The 25423-nt window shown below is 68.4% G+C and carries 27 protein-coding genes; 15 read left to right on the plus strand and 12 right to left on the minus strand.

Annotated features, from left to right (window positions below):
* The first annotated feature begins 213 nt into the window (after nucleotides 1–213).
* Nucleotides 214–402 carry a hypothetical protein gene (locus AC069I_RS24905; RefSeq protein ID WP_457956829.1) on the plus strand — a complete coding sequence of 63 codons (189 nt, stop codon included), beginning with the start codon at nucleotides 214–216 and terminating at the stop codon, nucleotides 400–402.
* Between the two features lie 248 nt (nucleotides 403–650).
* The gene (locus tag AC069I_RS24910) at nucleotides 651–1256 is read left to right on the plus strand and encodes a response regulator transcription factor (RefSeq protein WP_478229240.1); all 606 of its coding nucleotides are present in this window, start codon (nucleotides 651–653) and stop codon (nucleotides 1254–1256) included.
* A gap of 18 nt (nucleotides 1257–1274) precedes the next feature.
* On the opposite strand, the gene AC069I_RS24915 is transcribed toward AC069I_RS24910, so the two are convergent.
* Nucleotides 1275–3596, minus strand: a complete 2322-nt coding sequence (locus AC069I_RS24915) for a sensor histidine kinase (protein WP_340687584.1) — start codon at nucleotides 3594–3596, stop codon at nucleotides 1275–1277.
* A gap of 358 nt (nucleotides 3597–3954) precedes the next feature.
* Between AC069I_RS24915 and AC069I_RS24920 the strand changes: the two genes are divergently transcribed.
* Entirely contained in the window at nucleotides 3955–4575 is a 621-nt protein-coding gene (locus AC069I_RS24920) for an L-threonylcarbamoyladenylate synthase (protein ID WP_478266498.1), read from the plus strand.
* 43 nt (nucleotides 4576–4618) lie between these two features.
* Here AC069I_RS24920 and AC069I_RS24925 read toward each other — a convergent pair whose 3' ends face one another.
* From AC069I_RS24925 to AC069I_RS24935, 3 genes are all read right to left on the minus strand, one after another.
* Nucleotides 4619–5305 carry a winged helix-turn-helix transcriptional regulator gene (locus AC069I_RS24925; RefSeq protein ID WP_478266499.1) on the minus strand — a complete coding sequence of 229 codons (687 nt, stop codon included), beginning with the start codon at nucleotides 5303–5305 and terminating at the stop codon, nucleotides 4619–4621.
* 47 nt (nucleotides 5306–5352) lie between these two features.
* Nucleotides 5353–6165, minus strand: a complete 813-nt coding sequence (locus tag AC069I_RS24930; RefSeq protein ID WP_478266500.1) for an AfsR/SARP family transcriptional regulator — start codon at nucleotides 6163–6165, stop codon at nucleotides 5353–5355.
* A 163-nt stretch (nucleotides 6166–6328) separates the two neighbouring features.
* The gene (locus AC069I_RS24935) at nucleotides 6329–6934 is read right to left on the minus strand and encodes a response regulator transcription factor (RefSeq protein WP_478229186.1); all 606 of its coding nucleotides are present in this window, start codon (nucleotides 6932–6934) and stop codon (nucleotides 6329–6331) included.
* Nucleotides 6935–7369: 435 nt separating this feature from the next.
* On the opposite strand from AC069I_RS24935, the gene AC069I_RS24940 reads away from it, so the two are divergent.
* Nucleotides 7370–8365 (plus strand): DUF1702 family protein, encoded by a 996-nt coding sequence (locus AC069I_RS24940; protein WP_478266501.1) that lies wholly within the window; start codon nucleotides 7370–7372, stop codon nucleotides 8363–8365.
* Nucleotides 8366–8443: 78 nt separating this feature from the next.
* On the opposite strand, the gene AC069I_RS24945 is transcribed toward AC069I_RS24940, so the two are convergent.
* Complete coding sequence (locus tag AC069I_RS24945) at nucleotides 8444–9142, minus strand: AraC family transcriptional regulator (protein ID WP_478266583.1); 699 nt, start codon at nucleotides 9140–9142, stop codon at nucleotides 8444–8446.
* 468 nt (nucleotides 9143–9610) lie between these two features.
* Between AC069I_RS24945 and AC069I_RS24950 the strand changes: the two genes are divergently transcribed.
* The gene (locus tag AC069I_RS24950) at nucleotides 9611–10216 is read left to right on the plus strand and encodes a response regulator transcription factor (protein WP_378444891.1); all 606 of its coding nucleotides are present in this window, start codon (nucleotides 9611–9613) and stop codon (nucleotides 10214–10216) included.
* Nucleotides 10217–10228: 12 nt separating this feature from the next.
* Here the strand turns inward: AC069I_RS24950 and AC069I_RS24955 are convergent, their stop codons facing one another.
* Entirely contained in the window at nucleotides 10229–11308 is a 1080-nt protein-coding gene (locus tag AC069I_RS24955; RefSeq protein WP_478266502.1) for a carboxylate-amine ligase, read from the minus strand.
* Between the two features lie 132 nt (nucleotides 11309–11440).
* Between AC069I_RS24955 and pip the strand changes: the two genes are divergently transcribed.
* Nucleotides 11441–12376, plus strand: coding sequence for a prolyl aminopeptidase (gene pip, locus AC069I_RS24960; protein WP_478266503.1), 936 nt, complete (start codon nucleotides 11441–11443; stop codon nucleotides 12374–12376).
* A gap of 28 nt (nucleotides 12377–12404) precedes the next feature.
* Here the strand turns inward: pip and AC069I_RS24965 are convergent, their stop codons facing one another.
* The 3 genes from AC069I_RS24965 to AC069I_RS24975 form a co-directional block, all read right to left on the minus strand.
* The gene (locus AC069I_RS24965; RefSeq protein WP_478266504.1) at nucleotides 12405–13022 is read right to left on the minus strand and encodes a tyrosine-protein phosphatase; all 618 of its coding nucleotides are present in this window, start codon (nucleotides 13020–13022) and stop codon (nucleotides 12405–12407) included.
* 57 nt (nucleotides 13023–13079) lie between these two features.
* On the minus strand, nucleotides 13080–14336 hold the full coding sequence (locus tag AC069I_RS24970; RefSeq protein ID WP_478229191.1) for an HNH endonuclease signature motif containing protein: 1257 nt from the start codon (nucleotides 14334–14336) through the stop codon (nucleotides 13080–13082).
* Nucleotides 14337–14559: 223 nt separating this feature from the next.
* Entirely contained in the window at nucleotides 14560–15369 is an 810-nt protein-coding gene (locus AC069I_RS24975) for a DUF4097 family beta strand repeat-containing protein (RefSeq protein WP_478266505.1), read from the minus strand.
* 174 nt (nucleotides 15370–15543) lie between these two features.
* Between AC069I_RS24975 and AC069I_RS24980 the strand changes: the two genes are divergently transcribed.
* The gene (locus tag AC069I_RS24980) at nucleotides 15544–15846 is read left to right on the plus strand and encodes a hypothetical protein (RefSeq protein ID WP_478266506.1); all 303 of its coding nucleotides are present in this window, start codon (nucleotides 15544–15546) and stop codon (nucleotides 15844–15846) included.
* Nucleotides 15847–15852: 6 nt separating this feature from the next.
* Nucleotides 15853–16899, plus strand: a complete 1047-nt coding sequence (locus AC069I_RS24985) for a WXG100-like domain-containing protein (protein WP_478232229.1) — start codon at nucleotides 15853–15855, stop codon at nucleotides 16897–16899.
* A 44-nt stretch (nucleotides 16900–16943) separates the two neighbouring features.
* On the opposite strand, the gene AC069I_RS24990 is transcribed toward AC069I_RS24985, so the two are convergent.
* A complete protein-coding gene (locus tag AC069I_RS24990) occupies nucleotides 16944–17357 on the minus strand; it encodes a VOC family protein (RefSeq protein WP_478266507.1) in 414 nt (137 codons plus the stop codon).
* Nucleotides 17358–17461: 104 nt separating this feature from the next.
* On the opposite strand from AC069I_RS24990, the gene AC069I_RS24995 reads away from it, so the two are divergent.
* A complete protein-coding gene (locus tag AC069I_RS24995) occupies nucleotides 17462–18316 on the plus strand; it encodes a sigma-70 family RNA polymerase sigma factor (RefSeq protein ID WP_478266508.1) in 855 nt (284 codons plus the stop codon).
* A 4-nt stretch (nucleotides 18317–18320) separates the two neighbouring features.
* A complete protein-coding gene (locus tag AC069I_RS25000) occupies nucleotides 18321–18719 on the plus strand; it encodes a VOC family protein (protein WP_478266509.1) in 399 nt (132 codons plus the stop codon).
* Here AC069I_RS25000 and ligD (AC069I_RS25005) read toward each other — a convergent pair.
* On the minus strand, nucleotides 18697–19662 hold the full coding sequence (gene ligD, locus AC069I_RS25005) for a non-homologous end-joining DNA ligase (RefSeq protein WP_478229197.1): 966 nt from the start codon (nucleotides 19660–19662) through the stop codon (nucleotides 18697–18699). The two genes, AC069I_RS25000 and ligD (AC069I_RS25005), sit on opposite strands and share 23 nt — an antisense overlap.
* A 46-nt stretch (nucleotides 19663–19708) precedes the next feature.
* On the opposite strand from ligD (AC069I_RS25005), the gene ligD (AC069I_RS25010) reads away from it, so the two are divergent.
* The 5 genes from ligD (AC069I_RS25010) to AC069I_RS25030 all read left to right on the plus strand — a co-directional run bounded on the left by ligD (AC069I_RS25010) (nucleotide 19709) and on the right by AC069I_RS25030 (nucleotide 24467).
* A complete protein-coding gene (ligD, locus tag AC069I_RS25010) occupies nucleotides 19709–20626 on the plus strand; it encodes a non-homologous end-joining DNA ligase (protein ID WP_478229198.1) in 918 nt (305 codons plus the stop codon).
* Between the two features lie 60 nt (nucleotides 20627–20686).
* Nucleotides 20687–20959, plus strand: coding sequence for a hypothetical protein (locus tag AC069I_RS25015; protein WP_478229199.1), 273 nt, complete (start codon nucleotides 20687–20689; stop codon nucleotides 20957–20959).
* A 105-nt stretch (nucleotides 20960–21064) separates the two neighbouring features.
* Complete coding sequence (locus AC069I_RS25020; RefSeq protein WP_478229243.1) at nucleotides 21065–21598, plus strand: MarR family winged helix-turn-helix transcriptional regulator; 534 nt, start codon at nucleotides 21065–21067, stop codon at nucleotides 21596–21598.
* A gap of 79 nt (nucleotides 21599–21677) precedes the next feature.
* The gene (locus AC069I_RS25025; RefSeq protein ID WP_478229200.1) at nucleotides 21678–23042 is read left to right on the plus strand and encodes a pyridoxal phosphate-dependent decarboxylase family protein; all 1365 of its coding nucleotides are present in this window, start codon (nucleotides 21678–21680) and stop codon (nucleotides 23040–23042) included.
* Between the two features lie 36 nt (nucleotides 23043–23078).
* The gene (locus AC069I_RS25030; RefSeq protein WP_478266510.1) at nucleotides 23079–24467 is read left to right on the plus strand and encodes an amino acid permease; all 1389 of its coding nucleotides are present in this window, start codon (nucleotides 23079–23081) and stop codon (nucleotides 24465–24467) included.
* Here AC069I_RS25030 and AC069I_RS25035 read toward each other — a convergent pair.
* Nucleotides 24445–25419 (minus strand): ROK family transcriptional regulator, encoded by a 975-nt coding sequence (locus AC069I_RS25035; RefSeq protein ID WP_478266511.1) that lies wholly within the window; start codon nucleotides 25417–25419, stop codon nucleotides 24445–24447. The two genes, AC069I_RS25030 and AC069I_RS25035, sit on opposite strands and share 23 nt — an antisense overlap.
* Nucleotides 25420–25423: the final 4 nt, after the last annotated feature.

A 25423-nucleotide genomic window follows, 5' to 3' on the forward strand; every position in this document is an offset into this window, starting at 1 on the left:
TAAAGAGATCGCTTCGGCGCGCACCGTCACCGATGACGGTGCGCGTTACTCCATTCGATGGCGTTGATCGAGGGAACGGAGCAATCGCGAGAACCTTCCGGAGTAGGCAAAAAGCATATTCCCGCGATGATGCACGGCACTGGTTGGGAAACGGACATGCGGGCACGATCGTCTTATTGAAAGAAAGCCCCGACCAGCCTGGGAGTCATTTCGATGCAGAACGCTGCGACCGACAACGTCCGTTCGCTCTTCGCCGTCCGGGGAATCGACACCACTTCGGCCGGGCACCAGGTCGAGCTGGTGATCGACCGGTTCGACAACTGGTCCAACCGGCAGGGTGGGCAGGTCTTCGGCTGTTTCACCACCTGTGAGGTCCCTCCGCCTCTGGCCGAGGCGAGCTGAAACCGGCCACCCGCTCCGCCGACCGCCTCTCACATCGCGAACGTGAGAGGCGGTCGGCTTCGTGAGCTTACGGAAAGTCGCCAATGAGTGCGGCACTCGTATCCGGGTAACTCGTTCGCCGCGTAATCCACCAAGTCGGACATCCCTTGGCAGAGCCGACTCATCACTCGAATGGTGGAACGCATTCCGGTTGGCCGTGTTTAAGTTGGGTGACGGGGGCAGCGTGCGCGGAGGGGGCGGCGCCGATGGTGATCAGAGTTCTCATAGCCGAGGACATGCATATCGTCAGAGGGGCCCTGGTAGCGCTCCTGCGGCTGGAGCCGGATATCGAAGTGGTGTCCGAAGTGGCGTCCGGAGACGAGATCCTGGCCGCCGCGCGGAGTTCGCGGATTCAGGTCGCGATCATCGACATCGACCTTCCCGGCAAGGACGGGCTCACCGCGGCCACCGAAATCCACGAGCAGCTTCCCGAGGTCAGGACGCTGATCCTGACCAGCCTCGGCAGACCAGGCACTCTTCGCCGGGCGCTGGCGGCCAAGGTCAACGGTTTCCTGTTGAAAGACGCCCCCGCGGAGAAGCTCGCCAACGCGGTGCGCGGGGTGGCCGCCGGACGGAGGATGGTCGACGGCGAGCTGGCGCTGGCCGCCTGGGACACCGTGGACTGCCCGCTGACCCCGCGCGAGATCGACGTCCTGCGGTTGACCGCGGAGGGCCGCGACACCCTGGAGGTCGCGGCGAAGGCGTTCCTCTCCACCGGAACGGTGCGCAACTACCTGACCACGATCGTGGCAAAGCTCAACGCACGCAACCGGGTCGACGCGATCCGGATCGCGAAGGAATCCGGCTGGCTCTGAGCGGTGCTGGACCGTGGTCTAGACCGGCACCACGGCACGCAACCGGAACCGTCCGTCGGCCTCGACACCGGCGGTCAACTCGCCGCCCAGCCCGGCGACGCGATCCGACATGTTCGTGATGCCACTGCCCGCGACCTCGACCCGCGCCGGCTTGTCCGGATTCCGAGGTTGCCCGTTCACGACGCCGTCGTTGACGATGTCCAGCGCGACCCCGTTGCCGACCCGCCGCACCGCGATCTCGCATCGTTCGACCTTGCTGTGCCGCAACACGTTCGTCACGCTCTCGCGCAGCACCACGGCCAGCACCGTGCGCACCGGGGCAGGCAGATCCCCGTGTTCCATCTCCAGCCGCACCTGGACGTCAGCGGCCGTCAGTACCGCCTGTGCGGACCGCGACTCCTTGTCCAGCGACAGTTCGCGGTAGCCGCTTGCCACCGAGCGGACGTCGGTCAGTGCCTGCCGGGTCAGACCGAGGATCTCCAGCAGCTCGTCGGAGGCCCGCGTGGTGTCGATGTCCATGATCCGGCTGGTCAGCTCGCTCTTCAGCGCGATCGCCGAGAGGCTCATGCCGAGCAGGTCGTGCAGGTCGCGGGCGAAGCGCAGCCGTTCCTCGGCGACCGCGACCTCGGCCAGCCGTTTCCTGGTCTCACCCAGTTCGGTCACCAGCCGGGTCAGCCAGATGAGCCCGAAGACCATCAGGCCGGTGTTCAGTTGGGACGCGAAGGTGTTGAACGCGTCGAGGAAGCCGGCGCCGGACTCGATCCGGATGAGCACGGGCCCGGCGACCGTCGCGGCGAACGCGGACCATCCCGCGATCGGCGGCAGCACCAGCAGGGCGGTGCCGGCGAACAGGCTGGGCAGGCTCACCCAGGCGTTCCCGAGCGGGATCAGCGGCAGAAAGACCAGACAGGCCTGGACGAACAGCAGCGCGTAGCTCCGCCGTGAACGCAGCCGGACGTTCGGCCGGGCGAAATAGGCCAGTTGCAGGGTGACGAGTGCGGTGAGGGGGCCGGCGACGAGCGCGATGCGCCAGCCGTCCCCGGTCAGGTTGAAGACCCGGGACATGGCCGAGAGACCGAAGACGATGAAGACCGCCGTCAGCATCCACTGGACGTTCCTGGCGTCGATCCGGGACCAGTGACTGGGACCCCGCGCCAGTGCGGCTTCGGCGGGGTCGGCCTGCTCGGGCACCGGCAGTTCGGCATGGAGGCGCCATCGTCCGGTCGAGTCGGGACCCGCGCTGAGCGTCCCGCCGTGTCCGATGATCTCGTCTGTCACCTCGCGGAGGCTCTCGGCCGTCTCCGCCGGGACGTCCTCGTGCGCCGTGCCGTCATGGACGATCTCCAGCGCGACGCGGCCCTCGCTGGTGCGCACGGCGATCTCGCAGTGTTGGACGCCGGTGTAGCGGAGCACGTTCGTGACGCCCTCTCGCAGCACCTTCGCCAGCAAGGTGCGCAGCTTCACCGGCAGCTCGACCTGTTCGAGATCGACCCGCACCGCGACGTTCGAGGCTGAAAGCAACGACACCGCGGTGCGCGATTCCTTGTCCAGCGACAGCTCACGGTACCCCCTGGCCACCGACCGCACGTCGGACAGCGTGCGCTGCGCGATCCCGGTGATCTCGGCCAGTTCCTCGCGCGCCCGCTGCGGTGACTTGCGCAGGAGCCGGTGCACCAGTTCACCCTTGAGCGAGATCGCGGACAGACCGAGCCCGAGCAGGTCGTGCAGGTCCTTGGCGAAGGCCAGCCTCTGTTCCGCCACGGCTCGCCTCGCCAGTTCGGTGCGGGCCTGATGCAGTTCGTTCACCAGCCTCGCGAGCCAGGTCAGCAGATACGTGACCAGCCCGTAGACCACCGCGCTGACCGTGTCGATCGTCGCTCCGAGCGCGGAGTCGGCATGGATCCACAGGATCCACGACGTGGCCGCGATGAGGGTGGTGAACACCGGCCAGCCGACCCGCGGGCGGAGGATCAGCAGCGAACTGCCGGCTGCGATGGTGGTCAGCGAGGTCAGCGCCTCGTCGAAGTGCAGTACCGGCAGATAGGCGAGACCGGTCTGGACCCCCAGAGTCGCCTTCGCCCGCCGGGTGTCCAGGCGGATCGCCGGGCGGCTGAAGTACAGCAGCTGGATCGCGAGCACGGGCCCGACGTACAGCACGGCCAGCAAGCCGTGCTGAAGGTCCATCCCAGGCTGAAGCAGGACGCCGAGCAGACCGAAGAGGCAGGCGTTGACGAAGACGACGGTGATGACCAGCCCGGCGAGGAACAGCGCCCGGCGAGGACGCCGGTCGATGCCGGCGGTTCCGAGAGGTTCGGCGGTCACAGCGAGCTGGTCCGGCACAGGCACCCCAGTGGTAACAGAAAGACGGCTCGATCTGGTCGCGTCCCCCCTCGCGATGGCCCGGGCCGTGACACGGCTCTCCATCGCTATGGTTCGGATCATAGCCCATGTTCGTTACCCGGGTCGGTCCCTCCGGATAACGGAAGAACGGCGAACAGGGAGACGCTTTCCCCGCTGGGGACGGGAAAACTCCGGTGTTCACCCGCACGGGTGTGGGCTGTTCGCACCACCGCGTTCATCGCGGAACATACCACGATGGAAGACGCGGCGGCCGGGAACGGGCGCGGAGATCCACTGTGTACGCGGCCCGCGACAGCCTCTCGCGGCGGGCGCGGGCCGGTGGCCTTAAGCTCTGCGCATGGCCAGGTATTTCGACGTACACCCGAAAAATCCGCAACGGCGCGCGATCGGACAGGTCGTCGACATCCTGCGCGAAGACGGGCTCATCGCGTATCCGACGGACTCCTGCTTCGCCCTCGGCTGCCAGCTGGGGAACAAGCAGGGCATCGACCGTATCCGGAGCATCCGCAAACTCGACGACCGCCACCATTTCACCCTGGTGTGCCAGGATTTCGCTCAGCTGGGCCAGTTCGTGCACGTGGACAACGCGGTCTTCCGCGCGGTCAAGGCGTCCACGCCCGGCAGTTACACGTTCATCCTTCCGGCCACCAAGGAGGTTCCGCGACGGCTGCTGCACGCCAAGAAGAAGACCGTCGGCGTGCGCATCCCGGACCACGTGGTCACCCAGGCACTGCTGGGCGAACTCGGCGAGCCGCTGCTGTCGAGCACGCTGCTGCTACCCGGCCAGGAGGAGCCGATGACCCAGGGCTGGGACATCAAGGAACATCTGGAGCACGTGGTGGACGCGGTGATCGACTCCGGTGACTGCGGGGTCGAACCCACCACCGTCATCGATTTCTCGTCGGGGGAACCGGAGATCGTGCGGCGGGGCGCCGGCGACACCGCACGGTTCGAATAGGAACGGCGGGACCGGCGTCCCGGCCCCGCCGCTGGAACGGTCCTCAGTGCGTGACGAGCCCTTCGGTCTTCGTCGGCGCGGAGGGGATGTGGAACATCCGGGTGAACAGCTCCAGCTTGTCCGGATCGCCCTTGACGGCCACGGCGCCGCTGGTGAGCGCGCTCGCCGCGTCCATCTCGCCGTTCAGCAGCTTCAGCATGTACGGGCCGCGCGGCTCGATGACGAGGTCCGGGTCCGGGTGCGTGCCCTCGCCCGCGGTCAGGGCGCCGTCCTCGATCACCGCGTGGATGACCATCTCGCCGCCGTAGTGCATTTCGAACGCGCAGTGGACGCCACGGGCCGCGTCCGGCTGGAACGTGGTGTACAGCGACAGGACGGCCGAGTCGAGGGTGAACAGGTCGTCCGCCGTCTGGTCGCCGAGCGAACGGGCACCCCACAGGCCCAGCTGCAGCAGGATCTGGTCGAGGTCGTTGCCGTACTCGGTCAGCTCGTAGACCACCCCGGCGTCGAGCTGCGAGAGCACCCGGCGCTGGACGACACCGTGCTGCTCCAGCTCGTTGAGCCGGGTCGACAGGATGCTCATCGGGATCTTCGGCAAGCCCTGTTGCAGCTCGTCGAACCGTTTCGGGCCGAGTACCAGGTCGCGGATCACGAGCAAGGACCAGCGTTCCCCGATGATCTCGAGGGCGCGGGCGAGGCCGCAGAACTGGCCATAGGTGCGAGCGGTCATGCTTGACTCCTCATATTCCTGGATCTGGTGGTGGCGGTGGTGCTCGGTCAGCGGACCGGGTGTCCCTCGGAAAGCAGTTCGCGGTGCAGCTCTCGCAGTTCGGCGCTGGGTTTCACCCCCAGTTCGTCCTCGAGCCTGGAGCGCAGCCACTCGTAGGACGCCAGTGCGTCGCTGCGTCGTCCGCTGAGCCCCAGTGCGCGGATCAGGTGGGCGTGCAGGGTTTCGTCGAACGGGTCCGCGGTGGTCAGCGACCGCAGGACGCCGAGCATCTCCCGGTGCCTGCCGGCGCGGATCTCGGCCTCGATCCACAGGTCGCGGGCATCGCGCCGCTCCTCCAGCAGATAGACGGTGTAGGCGGCGAGGGTCGGTCCACAGTGGATGTTCGCCAGCGGGGGACCGGACCACAGGTCCAGTGCGGTACGGAAGGCGTGCGCGGCCGCCGCGTCGTCGCCTGCTTCGAGCAGTTCACGGCCGACCCGGTGGAGCCGCTGGAATTCCGCCACGTCGACCACATCCGCGTCGATCTCGAGCCGGTAGCCGGGCGGGCTGGTGACCAGCAGATCGCCGGTACCACCGGGGTCGAGGTGACGGCGGAGGTGGTGGACGTAGGTGTGCAGGGCCCGGCGGGCACTGCGGGGCGGGGCTTCGTTCCACAGTTCGTGCACGAGGGAGTCGACGTGGACCGTCCTGCCGGGGCGGATGAGCAGCATCGCCAGCAGTTGCAGGAGTTTCGGCGTGCTCGGCGCGCGATCGGTGGCATCGATGTGCAGTTCGAGCGGGCCGAGGAGCCGCGCGCGCAAGCCGTGCGGCGCATCGGTCGAGGCGACCGTGTCACCCGGTTCGATCGTCATCGCGTACATCCCCTGCCCCTCCGGACTCCCCTCAATGACGGTGACAGAGGCGGAACCTTCGGAACAGTGCCGGAAACACACGACGGACCGTGACTTTTTCTTTGCCCCGTATGCGATCGTCACGAATTGGAGCGCTGAACCGGTTGTGGCAAAAGAGAAGACGCGAACCGGGTCAGAGCCAGTCCGAATCGCGGGCGATGCGGATGGCGTCCACCCGGTTGCGTGCGTTGAGTTTCGTCACCACGGTGGCGAGGTAGTTCCGGACGGTTCCCGGTGACAGGAACAGTTCCGCCGCGATGTCGGCGACCGTGTGCCCGTTCGCGGCGAGGCGGAGGATCTCGACCTCCCGCGGGGTCAGCGGGCAGTCCTCGGTTCCCCATGCGGACAAGGCGAGTTCGCTGTCGATGACCCGGCGGCCGGTGGCGACCAAGCGGACGGCGTTGGCGAGTTTGTCGGCGGGCGCGTCCTTGAGCAGGAAGCCGTTGACCTTCGCGTCGAGCGCGCGGCGTACGGTGCCTGGGCGGCCGAGCGACGTGAGGATCAGCGTGCGGACGTCCGGAAGTTGCTGGCAGAGTTCGGAAGCGGCGGTGAGCCCGTCTTTGGCGGGCAGATCGATGTCGATGATCGCGACGTCCGGCAGGTACTCCGCCGCCATCGGGAGGATCTTGTCGCCGGAACCCACCTCCGCGACGACCTCGATGTCTTGTTCGAGGTTCAGCAAGGCGACCAAGGCGCCGCGGACCAGGTGCATGTCCTCGGCCAACAGGACTCGGATCACTCCGACCTCCTCTTCCCCAGAAACACGGTAACTCTCAGTGTACCCAGCAAACCCGCAAGAGTGAATCTGATTCGCACGATACAAGGTTACGCATTTGCCGGTGGTAGATCGGCAAGATCGATTCCCTGGTGAGCTGCGACGATGGCATGGCTTCGAAGGTGGTGAAACTGCGACCGATCGATTACTCACCGTTATGCAAGAAGTTGGCAAAAATGGTGTCCCGAGTGGTTTTCATTCCCTGTTGAGTACTTTGCATTCCGGTGAATCAGTCCGGCGAACGGGTGAACCCGCCCTTTCCGGGAGCCCGGGATGGCCTGTTCGGCGGTACCGGCGCCGATCTCGATCGTGCGTCGAGCGGGGGGAGACCGCGTCGTGGTGTCCTGGCACGAGCCGGTTCGCGCGCGAATTCGCCACTATCCACAAAGGACGTATGTGATGAGCTCATTGCTGGGTGCTCTGCGTAAGGTGTTGTTCGCGCCTTCGCTGGCTTCGGTCGGTTTCGAGGGGCGCGGATTCGGAGTGCCGCCGACGCCGGCGACCGCACGCCTGGAGTCGATCCCGCAGTCGGTGGTGTGCGGGTTCGAATGGGGGATCGACGCGCCGGCGCTGTGGGAGGCCGAACGGCGGCTGGACATGGTCGAGCCCGAGATGCGCGGATTCGCCTACGAGGGCGCGGCGATGGCGTTCACCATCCTCGACGTGATGCCCGGCGGCCGGAAGGACCGCACGGCCGAACTGATGAGCGGCCCCGGCCTCCCGCACGTCTTCCTGACCTACATCGGCATCGGGTTCGCGATGGCCCGCCTGCCCCGGCCGCTGTGGAAGAAGGTGCTGCCGGAGCTCGACGGCGTCCCGTTCCACCCGACGATGAGCTGGCTGGCCGTCGACGGCTACGCCTTCGACCGTGCCTACTTCGACACGGACAAGTGGGTCGGTGAGCAGTTCGTACCCAAGCCGTACCCGTGGGCGGGCGCCCCCGCGTACTTCCCCCGCGCCTGCGACCAGGGCATCGGGCGGGCGTTGTGGTTCATCAACGGCGGTGATCCGGTGAAGGTCGCCGAGGCGGTGGACCGCTTCCCCGCCGGACGCCGCCCGGACCTGTGGAGCGGTGTCGGGCTGGCCTCGACCTTCGCGGGCGGCTGTGACCAGGCCGGGCTGGAGAGGCTGCGCGAGGCGGCGGGTGAACACCAGGACGAACTCGGTCTCGGCGTCGTCTTCGCGGTGAAGGCGAGGACGTTCTCGTCGTTCGTCCCCCCGCACACCCGCCTCGCCGTGCGGACGCTCGCCGGGCTGAGCATCGAGGAGGCCGTCGACCTGGCCGACTCGACCGAGGTCACCGAGGACGCCGCGGACGGGACGCCCGCGTACGAGCTGTGGCGGCAGAACATCCGGGACGGTCTCGCCCCGTCGGCTGGCCGCCTGGCCGCCTGAGGGCACCTGGATGTCACGAAAGGGCCGTTCAAGACGTCCGGCGTCTTGAACGGCCCTTTCGCGGCACGCGGGTGAGGCTCAGGCCGCCTGCCTGACCGGCTGCGGCCGGTGCCGCAGATCGGGGAGCGCGAGCAGGACCGGCGGGTCGAACAGGCGCTTGGGGCGCACTCGCAGGTCCGCCAGCCGCGCGGTGACGCCCGGTTCGACGGTGATCGGCCCGTGGTGCCCGGTGAGCCCGGTGCCGCGGCGCGTGAGCGGCCCGGTCACGCAGTGCGCGACGAGGTGCCAGGTGCCTTCGGGGACGTCGGTCAGCTGATAGGGGCCGGGGACGTCGATGACCGTGTGCCGCACGGGCGCGCCCTCGGGGATACGGGTCGGGAAGAGGCCGACGAACACGAGACCGGGTGAGATCTCCGGCGGCGCGGACACGAAACCGCGGACGATCGCCGGCTTCGCGCCGGGCAGGGGTTCGCCCGCCAGGCGGTGCTGGAAACCAGCCTGCCGGCGGTACGCCGAGGGAGAGAGGCCCACGCGGTTGCTGAACCGCGTGCTGAAGGTGCCGACACCGTTGTAGCCGACGCGGTGGCTGATGTCGGCGACCGAGATCGAGGTCGTCAGCAGCAGGCGTTTGGCCTCGTCGAGCCGCAGCGCGGACAGGAACCGACCGGGAGAGACGCCGGTGGCCTGCTGGAACACCCTGCTGAAATGGAATTTGCTGAAGGTCGCGGCGCGGGCGATGTCGTCGATAGTGAGCTCTTCGCCCAGTTTCTCGTGCATGGCCCCAATGGCTCGCTCCACGGCTCGCCGGACAGTCTCATCCATTGTGCCGTCCTTTCGCTCGAGGATTTCTGGGATGTTTGCGGTTTCCGACACTACTGTTCGCCGCCGCTACTCCTGAAGTGCTTGATTCATCGCCCGCTATGAATTCATGTGCGCGGCGACGTGAAAATTTCACGGTCGCCCGGCGCGCGGCTCGACCATGCGAAAACCACGGTCCGGCAATGGTGCGCGCACTGGATCCCGGCGCCGAGCGGCCGCAGAATTCCTGGCAACACATTCACGTCGGAACCCCCCCCGACCGTGTTGGCGTGGTGCGAAGAACGTATTCCCGCGACAACACAGAACCGGCCCTTGACCGCGCACCCCTCGGTGGTCAAGGGCCGGTTTCCATTTCGCGGAACGGGTATGTGAGGATAGTATCGTCGGTCGGGGGGAGCGACGCGGGCGGAAAGGCAGATGGGGTCGATGATCAAGGTCCTGGTGGCCGAGGACATGCACATTGTCCGGGGGGCACTGGTCGCGCTGCTCGGCTTGGAAGCCGACATCGAGGTCGTCGCCGAATGCGCGAGCGGCGACGAGATCCTCCCGCTCGCCCAGTCCACGCGCCCCGACGTCGCGCTCATCGACATCGACCTGCCGGGCAAGGACGGCCTCACCGCGGCCGCCGAGCTGCATGAGCGGCTGCCCGGGGTCCGCACGCTGATCCTCACCTCGCTCGGCAGCCCCGGCACCCTGCGGCGGGCGCTGGCCGCGAAGGTCAACGGCTTCCTGCGCAAGGACGCGCCCGCCGACCGGCTCGCCAACGCGGTCCGCGGGGTCGCCGCCGGGCGGCGCGTCGTCGACGGCGACCTGGCGCTCGCCGCCTGGGACAGCGAGGAATGCCCGCTCACCACCCGCGAGATCGAGGTGCTCCGGCTGGCGTCGGTCGGCTCCGACCCGACCGAGATCGCCGCCGAGCTGTTCCTGTCCGCCGGTACCGTGCGGAATTACCTGACGACGATCGTTTCGAAGCTCAGCGCCCGCAACCGGGTCGACGCGGTGCGGATCGCCAGGGAGTCCGGCTGGCTGTGACGCGGGGGCGCCTCACCTGGCCGGGACGGTCATCGTGGCGTGGGCGAGCTCCGCGGCGAACTCGCCGGGGGAAGCCGCTTCCGCGAGCAACCGGCGTTGCCGGGCCGCGCCGGTGCCGTGGTCGAACAGCGCTTCCAATCCTCGTTCGACGTCCTCCTCGTCACCCGCCGCCCTGAGCGCCGGCCGGACGAATTCGACGAGTTCGCCGAGCAGATCGCGCTGATCGGCCTCCCCGCCGGTGAAGACGTCGACGCCGGGCCCGTCCAGTCCCCGGCGCGCTGCCGCCGTCAAGGCCGCGCCGATCCGGGTACCGCGGGCGCGCGGCGGTCTCGTCGTCGCCGCGCAGGTCGCGACCAGACCGCGCACCAGCGCGGCGAGCAGCACCGCGTCGTCGACGGACAGGCAGACGTCGGCGATCCGCACCTCGACCGTGGGATACCGAGGGGAAAGGCGGGCGTAGAAGTACACCCCCGCCGCGTCGAGGGCGGCGCCGTGGCGCACGGCCTCCCCGATGCTCCGGTCGTACGCGGCCGCGCCGGACCATTCGTCGGGTGGTCGCGCCGTCGGCCACCGGTCCCAGAGCGGGAAGCGCCTGCTCGACCATCCGGAGTCGATGCCGTTTTCGACCGGGGAGTTGACACTGAGCGCCAGCAACGGCGCGAGCCACGGCCGCAGCCCGGCGAGAACCCGTGCGCCGAGATCCCGCGACGGCAGACCGACGTGCACATGGCAGGCGCAGGTCCCCGCCTCGCGGATCAGGTCCGGGAACGCCTGTGCCATCCGCAGGTACCGGGGCTCGGGCGTGAGCGTGTCTCCCCGCAGGCCGCAGGGCGGGATGCCCGTCGCCACCATCAGGCAACCGTCGGCCCGCGCCGCCGTCGCGACGATCTGCCGCAGCCGCGTCAGTTCCGAGCGCACCTCGTCCAGGCCGCGGCAGACGCCGGTCGCGGTCTCGATCTGGAACCGCATCAGCTCACCGGTGACATCCGGCCCGGGGACGAGGCCGGCGAGTAGTTCGGGGGCCCGCAACGCGACCGAGCCGTCCACCGGGTCGAGCAGGACGAACTCTTCTTCCATACCAAGGGTGAACATGGTTCCCCGTTCCGTGGTTTCGCCGGTGTCACTGAATCTGCCTCCTCTGGCGCGGCGAGGAAAGGGCCAGTGTGCTGAACTTCGTTGCGGCGAAAGTGTTTCGGGGTCTCACTGACGGTCTAGCCTTGGTTCATGATCGATCTGTATCCCCCAGCCGAGCCGTATGACAAAGGACTGCTCGATGTAGGCGACGGCAACCTCGTCTATTGGGAGACCTGCGGGAATCCGGCCGGGAAGCCGGCGGTGATGCTGCACGGCGGCCCTGGGCAGGGCTGTACGCCGGGCATGCGGCGGATGTTCGACCCGGCCCGCTACCGCGCGGTGCTGTTCGATCAACGCGGTTGCGGCCGCAGCACCCCGCACGCGAGCGACCCGGCGACCGACCTGCGGCACAACACGACGGATCATCTCGTCGCCGACATGGAACGGCTGCGGAAGCATCTGGGTATCGAACGCTGGCTCGTCACCGGAGGTTCGTGGGGCACGACGCTCGCGCTCGCCTACGCCGAACGGTTCCCGGAGCGGGTCACCGAGATCGTCGTCAGCTCGATCAGCACGACACGGCCGTCCGAGATCGACTGGCTGTATCACGGCGTCGGCCGGTTCTTCCCCGAAGAATGGGCCCGCTTCCGCGGTGATCTCACCGGCGATCTGGTCGCCGCCTATGCCCGGCTCATGGAAGATCCCGACGCCCGGGTGCGGACCGAGGCCGCCCGCTCCTGGTGCGTCTGGGAGGACACCGTGCTGTCACTGGAACCCGGCGCGACCGTCCACAATGGCCCGATCGGCGAGTGGGAACTCGCGTTCGCGCGCCTCGTCACGCACTACTACTCCCACGCGGGCTGGCTGGAGCCCGGCGCGCTGATCCGCGACGCCGGTCTGTTGCGGGACATTCCCGGCGTGCTGATCCACGGCCGCCGGGACCTGAGCTGCCCGGTGGACACGGCCTGGGAACTCGCCCGCGCCTGGCCAGGAGCGGAGTTGCTGATCGACGACGACTCGGGACATCACTCGAGCGACGTGAAACGAGCGTGGAAGCTGGCGGCGCTGGAGCGGTTCGCGGTCTGAGGGTACTGGGACGCGTTCGCCTTACCTCTCAAGAGGAAAGCAGGCGGTTCCGCAGTTGCGCGAGCTGGACATGGGTCGCTCCGCCCTTCAGCAAGTACGCGTGCACGCCTCCGTGACGGTCGTTCAGATGAGCCAGCATCCGGAGGATCGTGTCACCGCTGCAACCATCCGTGCGTGCGTAATCCTCGGCGATCGAAGCGGGTGGAACGTCCGCGACGCTCAACGCGAGTGCCACGAGCACACCCGTCCGGTCGCGACCCGCGCTGCAATGCACCGCGAGCGGGCCGGGCGGTGCGTCACCCAGCTGAACGAAGACGCCGGTGATCCGGCGCCGGTTTTCGTCGAGCATGGTCCGGTAGGCGTCCGGCATGGTGGTGCCTTGCTCGGCCAATTCGGCGATCAGGGGAGTGTTGCGGTACACGGGATCGCCGGCGAACGGGCTGGGGCCCGACACGGTCTCCCGTGCCCACCGGAGGTCCAGTATGCGACCGATTCCCGCGCCGCGGACCGCGGCGATTCCGTCGGTCGTCAACCGGTCGTGGCTGTCCGATCGGAAAAACGCGCCGAACCGGATCCGCCGGCCATCGGCCGAGGGCAGTCCGCCTACGTCGCGGCCGTTGAGGCAGCCATCCCAAGCCAGCTTCATCACGCGACTCCAAGGTGAGTTGTCGTCGAGCTTAGGCGGTTTCTCGCTGGGGTCGGCTTATGTCCTGAGGTGCATGATGTTGCGTCTCGGGGTCCCGGTGGGGTCGAGGTAGGTGGGTGGGGTGAACTCCGGTAGGCCGTCTTGGGCGATCTGGACTTTCCACTCGCTGTGGTGGATCAATCGGTGGTGTTTGGTGCACAGGAGCACGAGGTTGTCGATTTTCGTTTCGCCGTGGTGTCGCCAGAAGACGATGTGATGGGCAGTACAGCGCGGCACCGGCATATCGCAGCCCGGGAAGGCGCAGCCACCATCGCGGAGGGTCAACGCGTACTTCTGGGCGAGGGATACGGTGCGTTTCGATCGGCCGATGTCCAGGGGTTCTCCGGCGGTGCCGAGAACACCCGGTCGCACCCGCGCATCACACGCGAGGATCCTCGCGTCGGTGGCGCTGATCGGGCCGACCAAATCCAAATGCGCCTCACCGAGATCGTTGATCAGGTCCTCGTAGGACATGGTGATGAGGATGTGCGTGGTCTCGCCCGCTTGGCCGGGGAGGTTGCGGCTGGTGGTCTTCAACCGCACATAGTCGGTGAAAGCATCTCCGTAGCGTTCGTCCTGGCTGCGGGAATCCCGCACCCCGTCGATCGCCTTATGAGGCTTGGCCATCGGATCCAGATCGGACTTCAACCGCGCATAGGTTTCCAGGTCGAGGATTCCTTTCAAGCCGAGGGTGCCGTCGCGGTGCTTGACGAACCGCAACTCCGGCCGGGCGTCCTTCGGGTCCTCGCTGCGAGGCTCTTTCCCGTCCGGATCCAGTTTGTCCAGCAGGCGCCGTCCGGCGCGGGCGATCTGCCGCGGCCCCGCCCGCCGCGCCAACTCCACCAAGATCGCCTCCCCGGCCCGCACATCCTCCTCCAGCACGCTGGACGGAATCCGGGCCAGGGTCCGGATGATCGCGTCGATCTGGCTACCGCCGATCGCACCCTCAGCGGCGGCCTGGGCGGTCAACGGCGCCAGCGGAGGCTCAGCCTCACCGCCGATGGCCGGGCCGGGATGCAGCGCCAGGACCCGGTCGGCCCGGGCGCTGGCTTCCTTGTCCGTCACCAGGAAGTCCTCGAAAATCAACGCCGCCAACGTCGAATGACCACTGCACCCACGCACCCCACGGGAATTGATTTCCGCCAAAATAGCGTTCTGCTCCGCATCCGCCCGACGCTTCAGAACTTCCAGTTCTTGTTTGCGGGCATGCAGCGTCGCGGTGTCGACGCGCCACCACTCGGTGGACGTCCCTGGAGGTGCATCGTTGCTGGCCACGACACCGACATTACTCCGAATCGAACACCTGCGCTAGACCAAACGGCCCAGCGGAGAAAAGTGTTCCGAATGGACCGGTGACGACAGCTGCGAAGCAACCTTAAAGCAGCGAAGCACGCTTAAGTCGCGAAGAAGCGCGAAGACGCGAAGAAGTGCATTAAACGAACGCAAAGCGGAAGGTGGTCGCAATCAGCCGACTAATTGCGACCACCTCGGACCGGGCTCACGCGGCGCGGTGGATGACGATGTCGTCGAGTCGCGTGCGCGCGTGGACCTTGACGCCGCCGCCCTCGGCGACGGAGTTGCGCACGGAACCCTTGGTGCTCTTGGCATCCACCGACGCGGTGTCCCCGTCGACGCCGACCTCGATACCGCCGGACGCGTTCGCCAGCTCGGCGGAACCGCGCGACAGCCGTCCGACGCGGATGGGGCAGTTGGCGGCCTGTGCGACGACGTCGCCGTCGGCGCGGTCGATGTCGAAACTCCCGCTCGAACCGGAGAGGTCGACGTCGGACCGGGCGTGCCCGATCCAGACCTTGCCGGTCGCACCCGAGTACTTGACGACGCCGCCTGCCTCGCCGATCCGCACCCCGGCCGAGCCGCCTTCGACGTCCGCGGTCCCGGCGACGTGCCCGATCGTGACCTCGCCGGCCGCGAGGTCGCCGCGCACCGCCGTGACGTGGTCGATGTGGACCCGGCCCGACGACATTTCCAGCGAGCAGTCGCCGAACTGCCCTTCGGCGCTGACGTCCGACCAAGCCGTGTTCAGCACCAGTCGCGAACCGGTGGGCACCTCGACGGTGATCGCGACCGAGCCTTCCTTGCCGCCCGCCTTCTTCGTCTCGATCGACAGCTTCCCGTCGTCGAAGCCGACCTTGGTGTTCGCGGCGACCTTCACGTCCGACTTGCTCGCGGCGTCGATCGGCTCGACCAGCACCACCGTGTCCGGGCGCTCGCTCGCGGCGACGCGCACCCGGGCACCGGCGATGGTCAGCGTGGCGGTGATCGGCTCCGGCGTGGGGAAAACAGACATCTCGAACTCCTCGGTGGTGGTGATCTCTCTTGGTGAAAGCAACGATCACCGACCGGCCTGACACCGGACCGCCACGGCGCTGACACGCCGGGGACACGGTCTGACCGGTACCGGTCACGACGGCCCGGTCCTCGTCGAGCGGCCGGAGAATCACCCGAAGGGAAGGGAGGGCCGATGTCCGTCGACATGGATATCACCACGGTGAACCGGATCGGGGCACAACTCGTCGCGATCGGCGACGACATGGAACGCGAGTGGGGCAAGTTCCGGCGGACCGTCGAAACCGAGCGGGCCGGGATCGGCGTCGACCCGCTCGGCACGGCTTTCCTCGACGAATACCGGCCGTCGGAGATCTCGGTGCTGAGTCACGCCGATCCGCTCCCGGCGCTGTGGCAGGCCGACGGCTACGGGGCGAAGATCTCCGCTGCGACCTACGCCCAGGCGGATCGGGACGCCGCCTCCGGATTCGGGAAGTAGGGCCGGATGGTCGTGCCGCCGCCGAACAACGCCCACGGATTGTGGGCGGCCGTCAGAGCCGAGATCGAAGCGGTCCGGGGGAGCCGGGAGCCCGCGATGGCCTGGCCCGACACCGACGAGGACAAGGTCCAGGCGCTCGCGGTCGCCTGGCGTGACGCCTCACTGGCGTTCACGCCGGTACGGGTCGAGCCGAACGACATTCGGGACGCGTGGCGGGACAAGGCCGGCGAGATGTTCGCGCAGCGCGTCGAGGGCACGATACGCACGACCACCAACGTCAGGACGAGCTGTCAGCAGCTGTTCGACCACGTCAGCCGTTTCGCGTCGCTGGTCGCGCAAGTGAAGCAGGCCATCCGCGCGACGGTTGACGACCGGGAGCAGCCCTACGCGAACATGCGGGACGAAGGGGAACGGCGCGATTTCGTCCTCGTCGTGGCCAACGCGGTCCGGGACCTGCTCACCGCGGGCGTCGCGTCGGTCACCGGTCTCGATTCGGGCGTCACCACTCAGAACCCTTCGGAGAACCCGGTCGCCGAATACGACGCCATTCTCGCGTTCATCACCGACGAGATGGTGCGCAACGGGCAGTCGACGGATATCCGGAACATCCGGGATCTCCTGCAGGACAAGGTGAATCCCTTCACCTCGATCGGTGACAAGGTCGAGGCGCTCAAGGAGTGGTACGACCTCGTGAACACCGGCGCCCAGTGGGACCACAAGGGCAGGATCCTGGACATGACCACGGGGGACAACACGTTCACCCCGCTGCCGGGGCTGCAGGGACAGATCCGGTACGACGTCTGGTCCAACATCCACTACGGATACGTCGGCACCGTCGGCGGAATCGACGAATGGACCCTGCACGCCGGCGCCAACGCCGCCGATTGGAAGGACGGCCATCCCACCGATCCCGCCGACCAGGCGTCCGTGCAACTGGGTATCGATCTCGCGCACGAGTACGGTCCGGGCGCGCTGACCCCGGAGGCCGTCACCAAGGCGATCCTCGATCGCCGCGACAGACTCGAGCAGGCAGGTGCCATCCGGCCGCTGTGAGCCTGGCCCCTCGCGCGGGACGAGGGGCCAGGCTCACGCGGTGTTCACTCCGCGTACGGCTGATCCGTGCCCTTCGCGCTGTAGCCGATGCTCCAGATATAGCCGTCCAGGTCCGCGAAGGTGCCGCCGTACCCGCCCCACGGCAGGGCGCCCGCGGGTTTCAGGATCGTGGCGCCGGCCTTCTCCGCCTCCGCGACGACCTCGTCGACGCGGGTTTCGCCGCGGACGACGTAGGTGAGGACCAGCCCGCTGAACCCGCTGCCTTCGGGGCTCGTGCCCACCTGACCGGCCAGTCCTTCGCGGCCGTAGAAGCCGACCCGCGAGCCGCCGTCCGGTTCGAAGAACACCGAGACGCCGTAGTCGTCCTTGATCTTCCAGCCGAGTCCTTCCGTGTAGAACGCCTTGGACCTGGCCAGGTCCTGGACACCGAGGAGGATCGAGCTGACGTGCGCTTTCATGATGTTCTCCTGTGGACTCGAAAGGGGGTCGGACCGGCGATGTCACATCGAGACAGGTTCACCGGTCATTCGATGTGACAGACCCGGACGGAGGAATGTGACAGATGGCCGAGCACGATTGGGTGAGCGAGCGGTTCGCCGAGCACCAAAGCCGCTTGCGGGCGGTGGCCTACCGGATCCTCGGCTCACCCGGGGAGGCCGAGGACGCGGTGCAGGAGGCGTGGCTGCGGGTCAGCCGCGCGGACACCGACGAGATCGAGAATCCGGCGGGCTGGCTGACCACGGTCGTCGCCAGGGTGTGTCTGAACATGCTGGAATCCCGCCGCGCCAGGCGGGAGGAGTCCGCCGGGGCGCTGCCGCCCGAGCCCGCTGTGCCGGACACCGGCCAGGAAGACCCGGAGGACGAGGCGTTGCTGGCCGACTCGGTCGGTGTCGCGCTGATGGTGGTGCTGGACAAGCTGACCCCCGCCGAGCGGCTCGCGTTCGTCCTGCACGACGTGTTCGCCGTGTCGTTCGGCGAGATCGGCACCGTCCTGGGCCGTTCCCCGGCCGCGTCCCGGCAGCTCGCGAGCCGGGCGCGGCGCCGGGTGCAGACCGCCTCCGACGAGACCGACGCCGCGCGATCCCCGAAGCGGGAGGTCATCGCCGCATTCCTGGCCGCCGCCCGGAACGGGGATTTCGAAGCCCTGCTCGAACTGCTCGACCCGGACGCCGTGGTCGGCGAGGTCCGCGGCGGCCAGGCGGTGGCGGCCTTCTTCTCCGGACGCGCCGAGGCGGCCCGGCTCGCCCTGGTCGACGGCGTTCCGTCGGCCGTTTGGTCGCATCGCGGCGAGGCGAAGGCCGTCTTCACGTTCGGCTTCGGCAACGGGAAGATCACCCGGATCGACATCGACACCGACCAGGAGCGCCTCCGGGGCCTCGACATCGCCTTTCTCAGCGCCAAAGTCAGCGAAGTCTGACGGCATGGACCTCCGGTTCTCCTCCTGCACACTCGTCGTCCACGATCTCGGCGGCGCGCTCGGCTTCTACCGTGACGTGCTCGGCTTCACCGTGTGGAACGACGGGCCGGTGAGTGTCGGTCCGCCTTCGCAGCCGGACGTGCGGATCATCCTCGAACCACCCGGCGCCGACCGTGGTGTCTCACCGGCGGACCGGTCCGCGATCGAAGACCTGATGTCCAAAGCCTTGCTGAGCCGTCTCGTCTTCGCGACCGACGACTGCGACGGCACTTTCGAGCGCATCGAGGCCGCGGGCGCGGAAGTGATGCAGGAACCGATCGACCGCCCCGGCGGAGTCCGCGACTGTGCCTTCCTCGACCCCTCCGGCACCATGCTGCGCTTCATCCAGCGGAGGGAAGCTTGACGTCCTCGGGCGTCTTGTCCGCCCGCAGTCCTCGCCAGGTCGTGTGCCGCAGGCGGCCGTCCGGGGTCCAGTTGCGGTGGACGACCTCCCCGACGAGCTCGGGCTCGACCCAGTGCACCCGCCGTGCCCGGTCGCGGGGGACCTCCGAAGCGAACGGTGGCTTCTTCCGTTCCAGCGGGGTGAGCCGGGCGTGCAGGTCTTCGAGGACCTTGTCGCTGAATCCGGTCCCGACGTCGCCGATGTACCGAAGGCCGCCGGAGTCGTCGTGCGCGCCCAGCAGCAGCGCGCCGAGTGTTCCCGAGCGCCGTCCGTCGCCGGGGCGCCAGCCGCCGATCACGACCTCTTGGGTGTGCCACAGCGCCCGTTTGATCCACTGCCGGGTCCGCTTGCCGGGGTAGTACCGGCTGTCGAGCTTCTTCGCGATCAGCCCTTCGAGTCCGTGTTGCCGGACGACTTCGAGCAACTGATCGGGGGAGATGTCGCCGTCGGTGTACCCCGGCGGGACGGCGATGCGGCCGCCTGCGCCCAGGGACGTCAGCATCTCGCGCCGGGCTTCGTACGGCTCGTCGAGCAGGACGTCTCCGTCGAGGAACAGCACGTCGAAGGCGAAGAAGTGCACGGGGCTGCGTTCCAGCAGCGACTCGTCCGGAGTGCGCAGATGCCGCGTTTGCAGCAGCGGGAAGCTGGGCCGTCCCTGGTCGTCGAGGACGACGATCTCGCCGTCGAGGACGGCCTCGCGGCCGCTGAGCGCCTCAGCGGTCACATCCGGGTACGTCGCCGTGACGTCGAGGCCGCGGCGGCTGGTCAGGCGCGTCTCGCCGTCCCGCGCGACACGCAGGCAGCAGCGGTAGCCGTCCCATTTGTATTCGTAGCCCCATCCGCCGGTGGGCAGGTCACCATCGGTCGCCAGCATCGGGGCGATCGCGTCCGGCACGGTGCTCATGCCTCACGGTACCCCGGAAACCCCGCCGGTGATCTATCGTCGAAGGGTGCCTGAGGAGCGGATAACGGTCGAGGTCGAGGGGCGGCGGCTGGGCCTGTCCAATCTGGACAAGGTGCTCTACCCCGCGCACGGTTTCACGAAACGCGAGGTCCTCGACTACTACCGCCGGATAGCCCCCGTCATGCTCCCCCATCTGCGCGACCGCGCAGCCACGTTCCGCCGGTTCCCCGACGGTGTCGACGGCGAACCGTTCTACGAGAAGAACGTTTCCCGGCACGCCCCCGGCTGGGTGCGCACGGCGCGGCTCACCAACCGCGGCCGCCGGGGCGGGGACGAGACGCTCGACTACCCGGTCGTCGGCGACCTGCCGACCCTGATGTGGGCGGCCAATCTCGCCGCGTTGGAACTGCACATTCCACAGTGGATGGTCGGCCCCCGCGGCGCGCGGAAATCGCCTGATCTGCTGGTGTTCGACCTCGATCCCGGGCAGCCCGCGGACGTCGTCGACTGCTGCCGGGTGGCCGAGACCCTCAGCGACCTGCTCATCGGAGACGGTCTCACGGTGTACGCGAAGACGAGCGGCAACAAGGGAATGCAGCTGTACTGCCCGGTGCGCACGCGGTCCGACGAACGCACCTCCGAGTACGCCAAGGCCGTCGCGGAGGAACTGGAGCGCCGCTCACCGGAAACCGTGGTCGCCAGGATGACGAAGGCCATCCGCCCCGGTCGCGTGTTCATCGACTGGAGCCAGAACAACACCGCCAAGACCACCATCGCGCCGTACTCGCTGCGGGGCCGTGCCATCCCGACCGTCTCCACACCGGTGACCTGGGAGGAGGTCGAAGCCTGCCGCAAGGCCGAGGACCTGCTGTTCACCGCCGAGCAGGTGCTTGAGCGCGTGGAGGAGATGGGTGACCTGTTCGGCGACATCGCCGAGCATCGGGCGGCCGTCCCCCAACGGTGACCGGTGTCATGTTTGAACCGTGGCCGACGGGAAACTCCCAGGTCAGAGGAGTGACCCCGAATGAACGAGACAGCGAAAGACCCCGAAGACCTCTCATGCCGGGCCCTGGCCATGCTGCGAGCCGTGGCTCAGGGCCGGGCTGAAATCACCATCAGTCTGGAGCCGGACCTCTATGTCGACGGCCTGCCGTGCAGCGACCAGAGCACGGCCCACCACCTCGCCCACGCCGGGCTGATCCGGCTGCCCGCCGGTGGCGTTCCCGGCAGCCGGGTACCCGCGGAATTGTCCGAAACAGGACAAGATCTCCTTGAGCCGCTGGCGTCCGCCGCCTAGGCCCGGAAAGACCACTGTGGACTCACGCCCGTTCCGCATACGATCTGCGGAGCGGGTGCGCGGGGGTGCGTGCCCATCGGGCTGGTACCTCCGGGGCCGGTGAGGATGTGGCTGTTGACCGGGTATCACACACTGGCCGAGACCGAGAACGCCGTGCGGGCCAAACTGGGCGGGATTCCGCTGCTGTGGGAGCGGATGGAGGCGGTGGCCAATCTCCACCGCGCCGCGACGGCCGTCCGGCTGCATTTCGAGAACTCGGTTCTGCGCACCGCCGGTCTCACCTGGACCGCGTTCGTGGTGCTGTGGGTGGTGTGGATCTTCGGTGAGAAGGAGACCAGGCACGTCGCCGCGGAATCCGGCATCACCAAGGGGACGCTCACCGGGGTCATGAAAACCCTGGAGGCGCACGGACTGGTCACCCGGCGGAAACATCCCGTCGACGGACGTTTGGTGCTGCTCGCGCTGACCCCGGAAGGGGAGCGGCTGATGCGGGAGCTCTTCCCGGAGTTCAACCAGGAGGAAGCGTTCGTCACCGAACGGCTCAGCCCCGCGGACTGCACCGCGCTGGCCGGTTCGCTGCGGGAGATCGTCAGGCAACTGGAGGAGAAGGGCGAGGAACGGCGTACCCGGAAGAGCTGACCCCTACCGAAGACGGTTGCGCGAGGCCTCCGCCGACTCCTACGTTTTTTGGAGCCGAACGAAGCGAAGGGCGCGCTTGATGGACTTCCGGTACTGGCTCGGTCAGGCGTTGACGTCGAACGAGGCGTGGGCGGAGACGTTCGGCTCCTTCCGGCCGCATCCGTCGCTGGAGATCTCCGACGGGCGGTTCGAGGCCGCGTTCGAAGAGCTCACCGAGCGGTTGAAGGACAACTACCCGTTCTTCCACCCGTCCTACGCGGGCCAGATGCTCAAACCGCCGCATCCGGCCGCGGTGGTCGGCTACCTGGCCGCGATGCTGGTCAACCCCAACAACCACGCCCTCGACGGCGGCCCGGCGACCGCCGAGATGGAACGCGAGGTCGTCCGGGAGCTGGCCACGATGTTCGGCTACACCGAGCATCTGGGGCATCTGACCACCAGTGGCACGGTGGCGAACCTCGAAGCGCTGTTCGTCGCGCGGGAAACGCATCCGGGCAAGGGGATCGCGTACAGCGCCGAGGCGCACTACACGCACGGCCGGATGTGCGGCGTCCTCGGCGTCGAGGGGCACACGGTGCCTGTCGACGCGCGCGGCGCGATGGACCTCGACGCGCTCGAAGATCTGCTGCGCACCGGGAAGATCGGCACCGTCGTGCTCACCGCCGGGACGACCGCGCTCGGCACGGTGGAGCCGATCCACGAGGCGCTGGCGCTGCGCGAACGCTACGGCGTCCGGGTGCACGTCGACGCCGCCTACGGTGGGTTCTTCCGGCTTCTGTCCGGTTTGGACGGTCCGGAAGGGCTGCCCGAAGCCCCGTGGCTCGCCATCGCCGAGGCCGACTCGATCGTCATCGACCCGCACAAGCACGGCCTCCAGCCCTATGGGTGCGGCGCGGTGCTGTTCAAGGACCCCGGGGCGGGCCGGTTCTACCTGCACGATTCGCCGTACACCTACTTCACCTCGGAAGGGCTGCATCTCGGCGAGATCAGCCTCGAATGCTCCCGGGCGGGCGCGGCCGCCGCCGCGTTGTGGCTCACCTTCCGGGTCCTGCCGCCCACTCCCGACGGACTGGGCCGGGTGCTCGCGGCCGGGCGCCGCGCGGCGTTGCGGTGGGCGAAGCTGCTGGAGGACTCCGAGCGGTTCGACCTGTACCAGCCACCGGAACTCGACATCGTCACCTACTTCCCCCGCACGGAGCCGCTTTCGCTGTCGAAGATCGACCAGGAGAGCGCGCGGATCCTGCGCACCGGCATGGCCGCGGCGAGGGAGCCGGTGTTCCTCAGCACACTGCGGGTGAGCGAGGCGCGGTTCGGTCTGCGTCACACCGGGGTCGACGCGGATGCGGACGGCGCGAGGATCCTGCGTAGCGTGCTGATGAAGCCCGAAAGCGAGGACCACGTCGACCGGCTGCACGAACGGCTGGAAGAGTTGTCCCGCGGTTGAGCTTCTCCAGTACCGCCGCAGACGAATGGATCCGCCATGCCCGCACCAGGTCCCGCCGAGCCCGTGACCGCGATCGAGACCCGATCGCTCGGCACCGGATTCCGGCGGCGGCACGTCACCATGCTGGCCATCAGCGGGGCGATCGGCGCCGGGCTGTTCGTCGGCACCGGCGCGGGGATCAAGACCGCGGGCCCCGGCATCCTGCTGTCCTATGTGGTCGCGGGCTTGCTCATGGTGCTCGTGATGCGCATGCTGGGCGAGATGGCGGCCGCCGAGCCGAGCAGCGGCTCGTTCTCGGTGTACGCGGAGAAGGCGCTCGGCCGCTGGGCCGGGTTCACCGTCGGCTGGCTGTACTGGTCGCTGCTGGTGGTCGTGGTCGCGGCCGAGGCCACCGCGGCGGCGGGGATCGCGAACGGCCTGCTGCCGCGGATTCCACAGTGGACCTGGGTGCTGCTGTTCATGGCCGTGCTGACCGTGGTGAACCTGTTCGCGGTGCGCTCGTTCGGGGAGTTCGAGTTCTGGTTCGGCGCGATCAAGGTGACCGCCGTGGTCGGCTTCCTCGTCCTCGGCACGCTCGCGGTGTTCGGGATCCTGCCGGGCACGACGCCGGTCGGCCTGGACAACCTCACCGGGCACGGTGGTTTCCTGCCCAACGGTCTCCAAGGCGTGCTGACCGGCCTGCTCGCGGTCGCGTTCTCCTTCGGCGGCATGGAACTGGTCACCATCGCCGCGGCGGAGTCCGAGGACCCGGCGGATTCGATCCGCCGCACCACGCGCACGGTCATCGTCCGGCTGCTGCTGTTCTACATCGGTTCCGTGGCGCTGATGGTGCTGCTTCTGCCGTGGGAGTCCGCTTCGGCCAACACCAGCCCCTTCGTCACCATTCTGGAGAAGATCGGGGTGCCGTCGGCGGCGCTGCTGATGAGTTTCGTCGTGCTGACCTCGTTGCTCTCGGCGCTCAACGCGAACCTCTACGGTGCCTCGCGGATGGTGTTCTCCTTGGCCGAACGCGGTGAAGCGCCGCGGGCGATGCTGAAACTGTCCGGCGCGGGCGTCCCGCGGACGGCGGTGCTCGCGTCGGTGGCCTTCGGTTTCGTGGCCGTATTGCTGAACTTCCTCGCCCCCGAACATGTCCTGCCGTTCCTGCTGAACGCCATCGGGGCGAATATCCTGCTGGTCTGGATCTTCGTCGCCGTCTCGCAGCTGCGGCTGCGGAAAGCGGCGGAACGGGACGGCACGGCCGCGGATCTGCCGGTGCGGATGTGGGGTTTCCCATGGCTCAGCTGGGTCGCGCTGATCGCGATGGCGGGCGTGCTCGTTCTCATGTGGACGGACGCCGACGCGCGGACGCAGCTGTTCACCAGCGGCGCGGTGGCCGTGCTGATCGTGGTGATCAGCCTGCTCAGGCGACGTCCGCGACGCTGAACAGTTCACGCTCCACCCGGCTCAGCGCCAGCCGGACCGCGCCGAGCGCGACCGCGTCTTCGCCGAGCGCCGACGTTTCGACGCGCACCGGGAACAGCGCCAGCCGGGCCAGTTCGGTGCGAAGCCTCGCCGTCAACAGGTCGTCCGAGCCGCCGATCACCACCAGCTCGGGGTCTACGGCGAGGACCGTGGCGGCGACTAGCTCGACGAATTCGCCGGCCTGTCGCAGGGTGCCGATCTCGCCGGCCGCGCCGTGGTGGCCGGCGTGCAGCTTCCCGCCGAGCAGCAGGCCCAGCGAGACGGTGCGCCCGGCCCGCACGTAGACGACGTCGTCGACGCCGTGCGCGGTCCCGCGCCAGTGTTCGGCCAGTGCCGCGAGCTTGGTGTCGTTCCCGGCCAGCACCGGGCAGCCGCCGCCGAACTCCGTGGGAAGGTCGACGCCGGTCCAGCCGGGAAGGCGGTCGTCGCGGACGACCTTGCCGCCGGACACCACGCCGGTGGTGCCGATGCCGAGCACCCGCACGTTGACGTGGCCTTCGACGGCCGTGCCGAGCACCCGGTGCGCGGTGCCGAGCCGGTCCGCGGCGGCCATTTCCGGGGTGAGCCCGGCCTTCGCCCGGCCGACGACCTCGCCCCGCAGGTCGGCGACCAGGCACAACGCCTGATGCGGGCCGATTTCGAGGCCGGCGACGTGCCCGGACTCCTGGCGGAACCGGTACCGCTTGGCGGGTCTGCCCCGCGGCCGCGGCGCGCCGGGGGAGAGCGGGACCTCCTCGACCAGGCCCTGTTCGCCGAGGTCCGCGGCGATCTCCTCGACGGTCGGCCGGGAGACCTCGCTCGCCTTGACCAGTTCCGCGAGGGTGAGGTCCTCGGCCGCGTACAGCGCGCGCAGGACGGCGATGGCGTTGAGCCGCCGCAGCAGTGACGGATCCCCTCCGGACAGCCTGGCCATGCGA

The organism is Amycolatopsis sp. NPDC043885, from assembly GCF_056435685.1.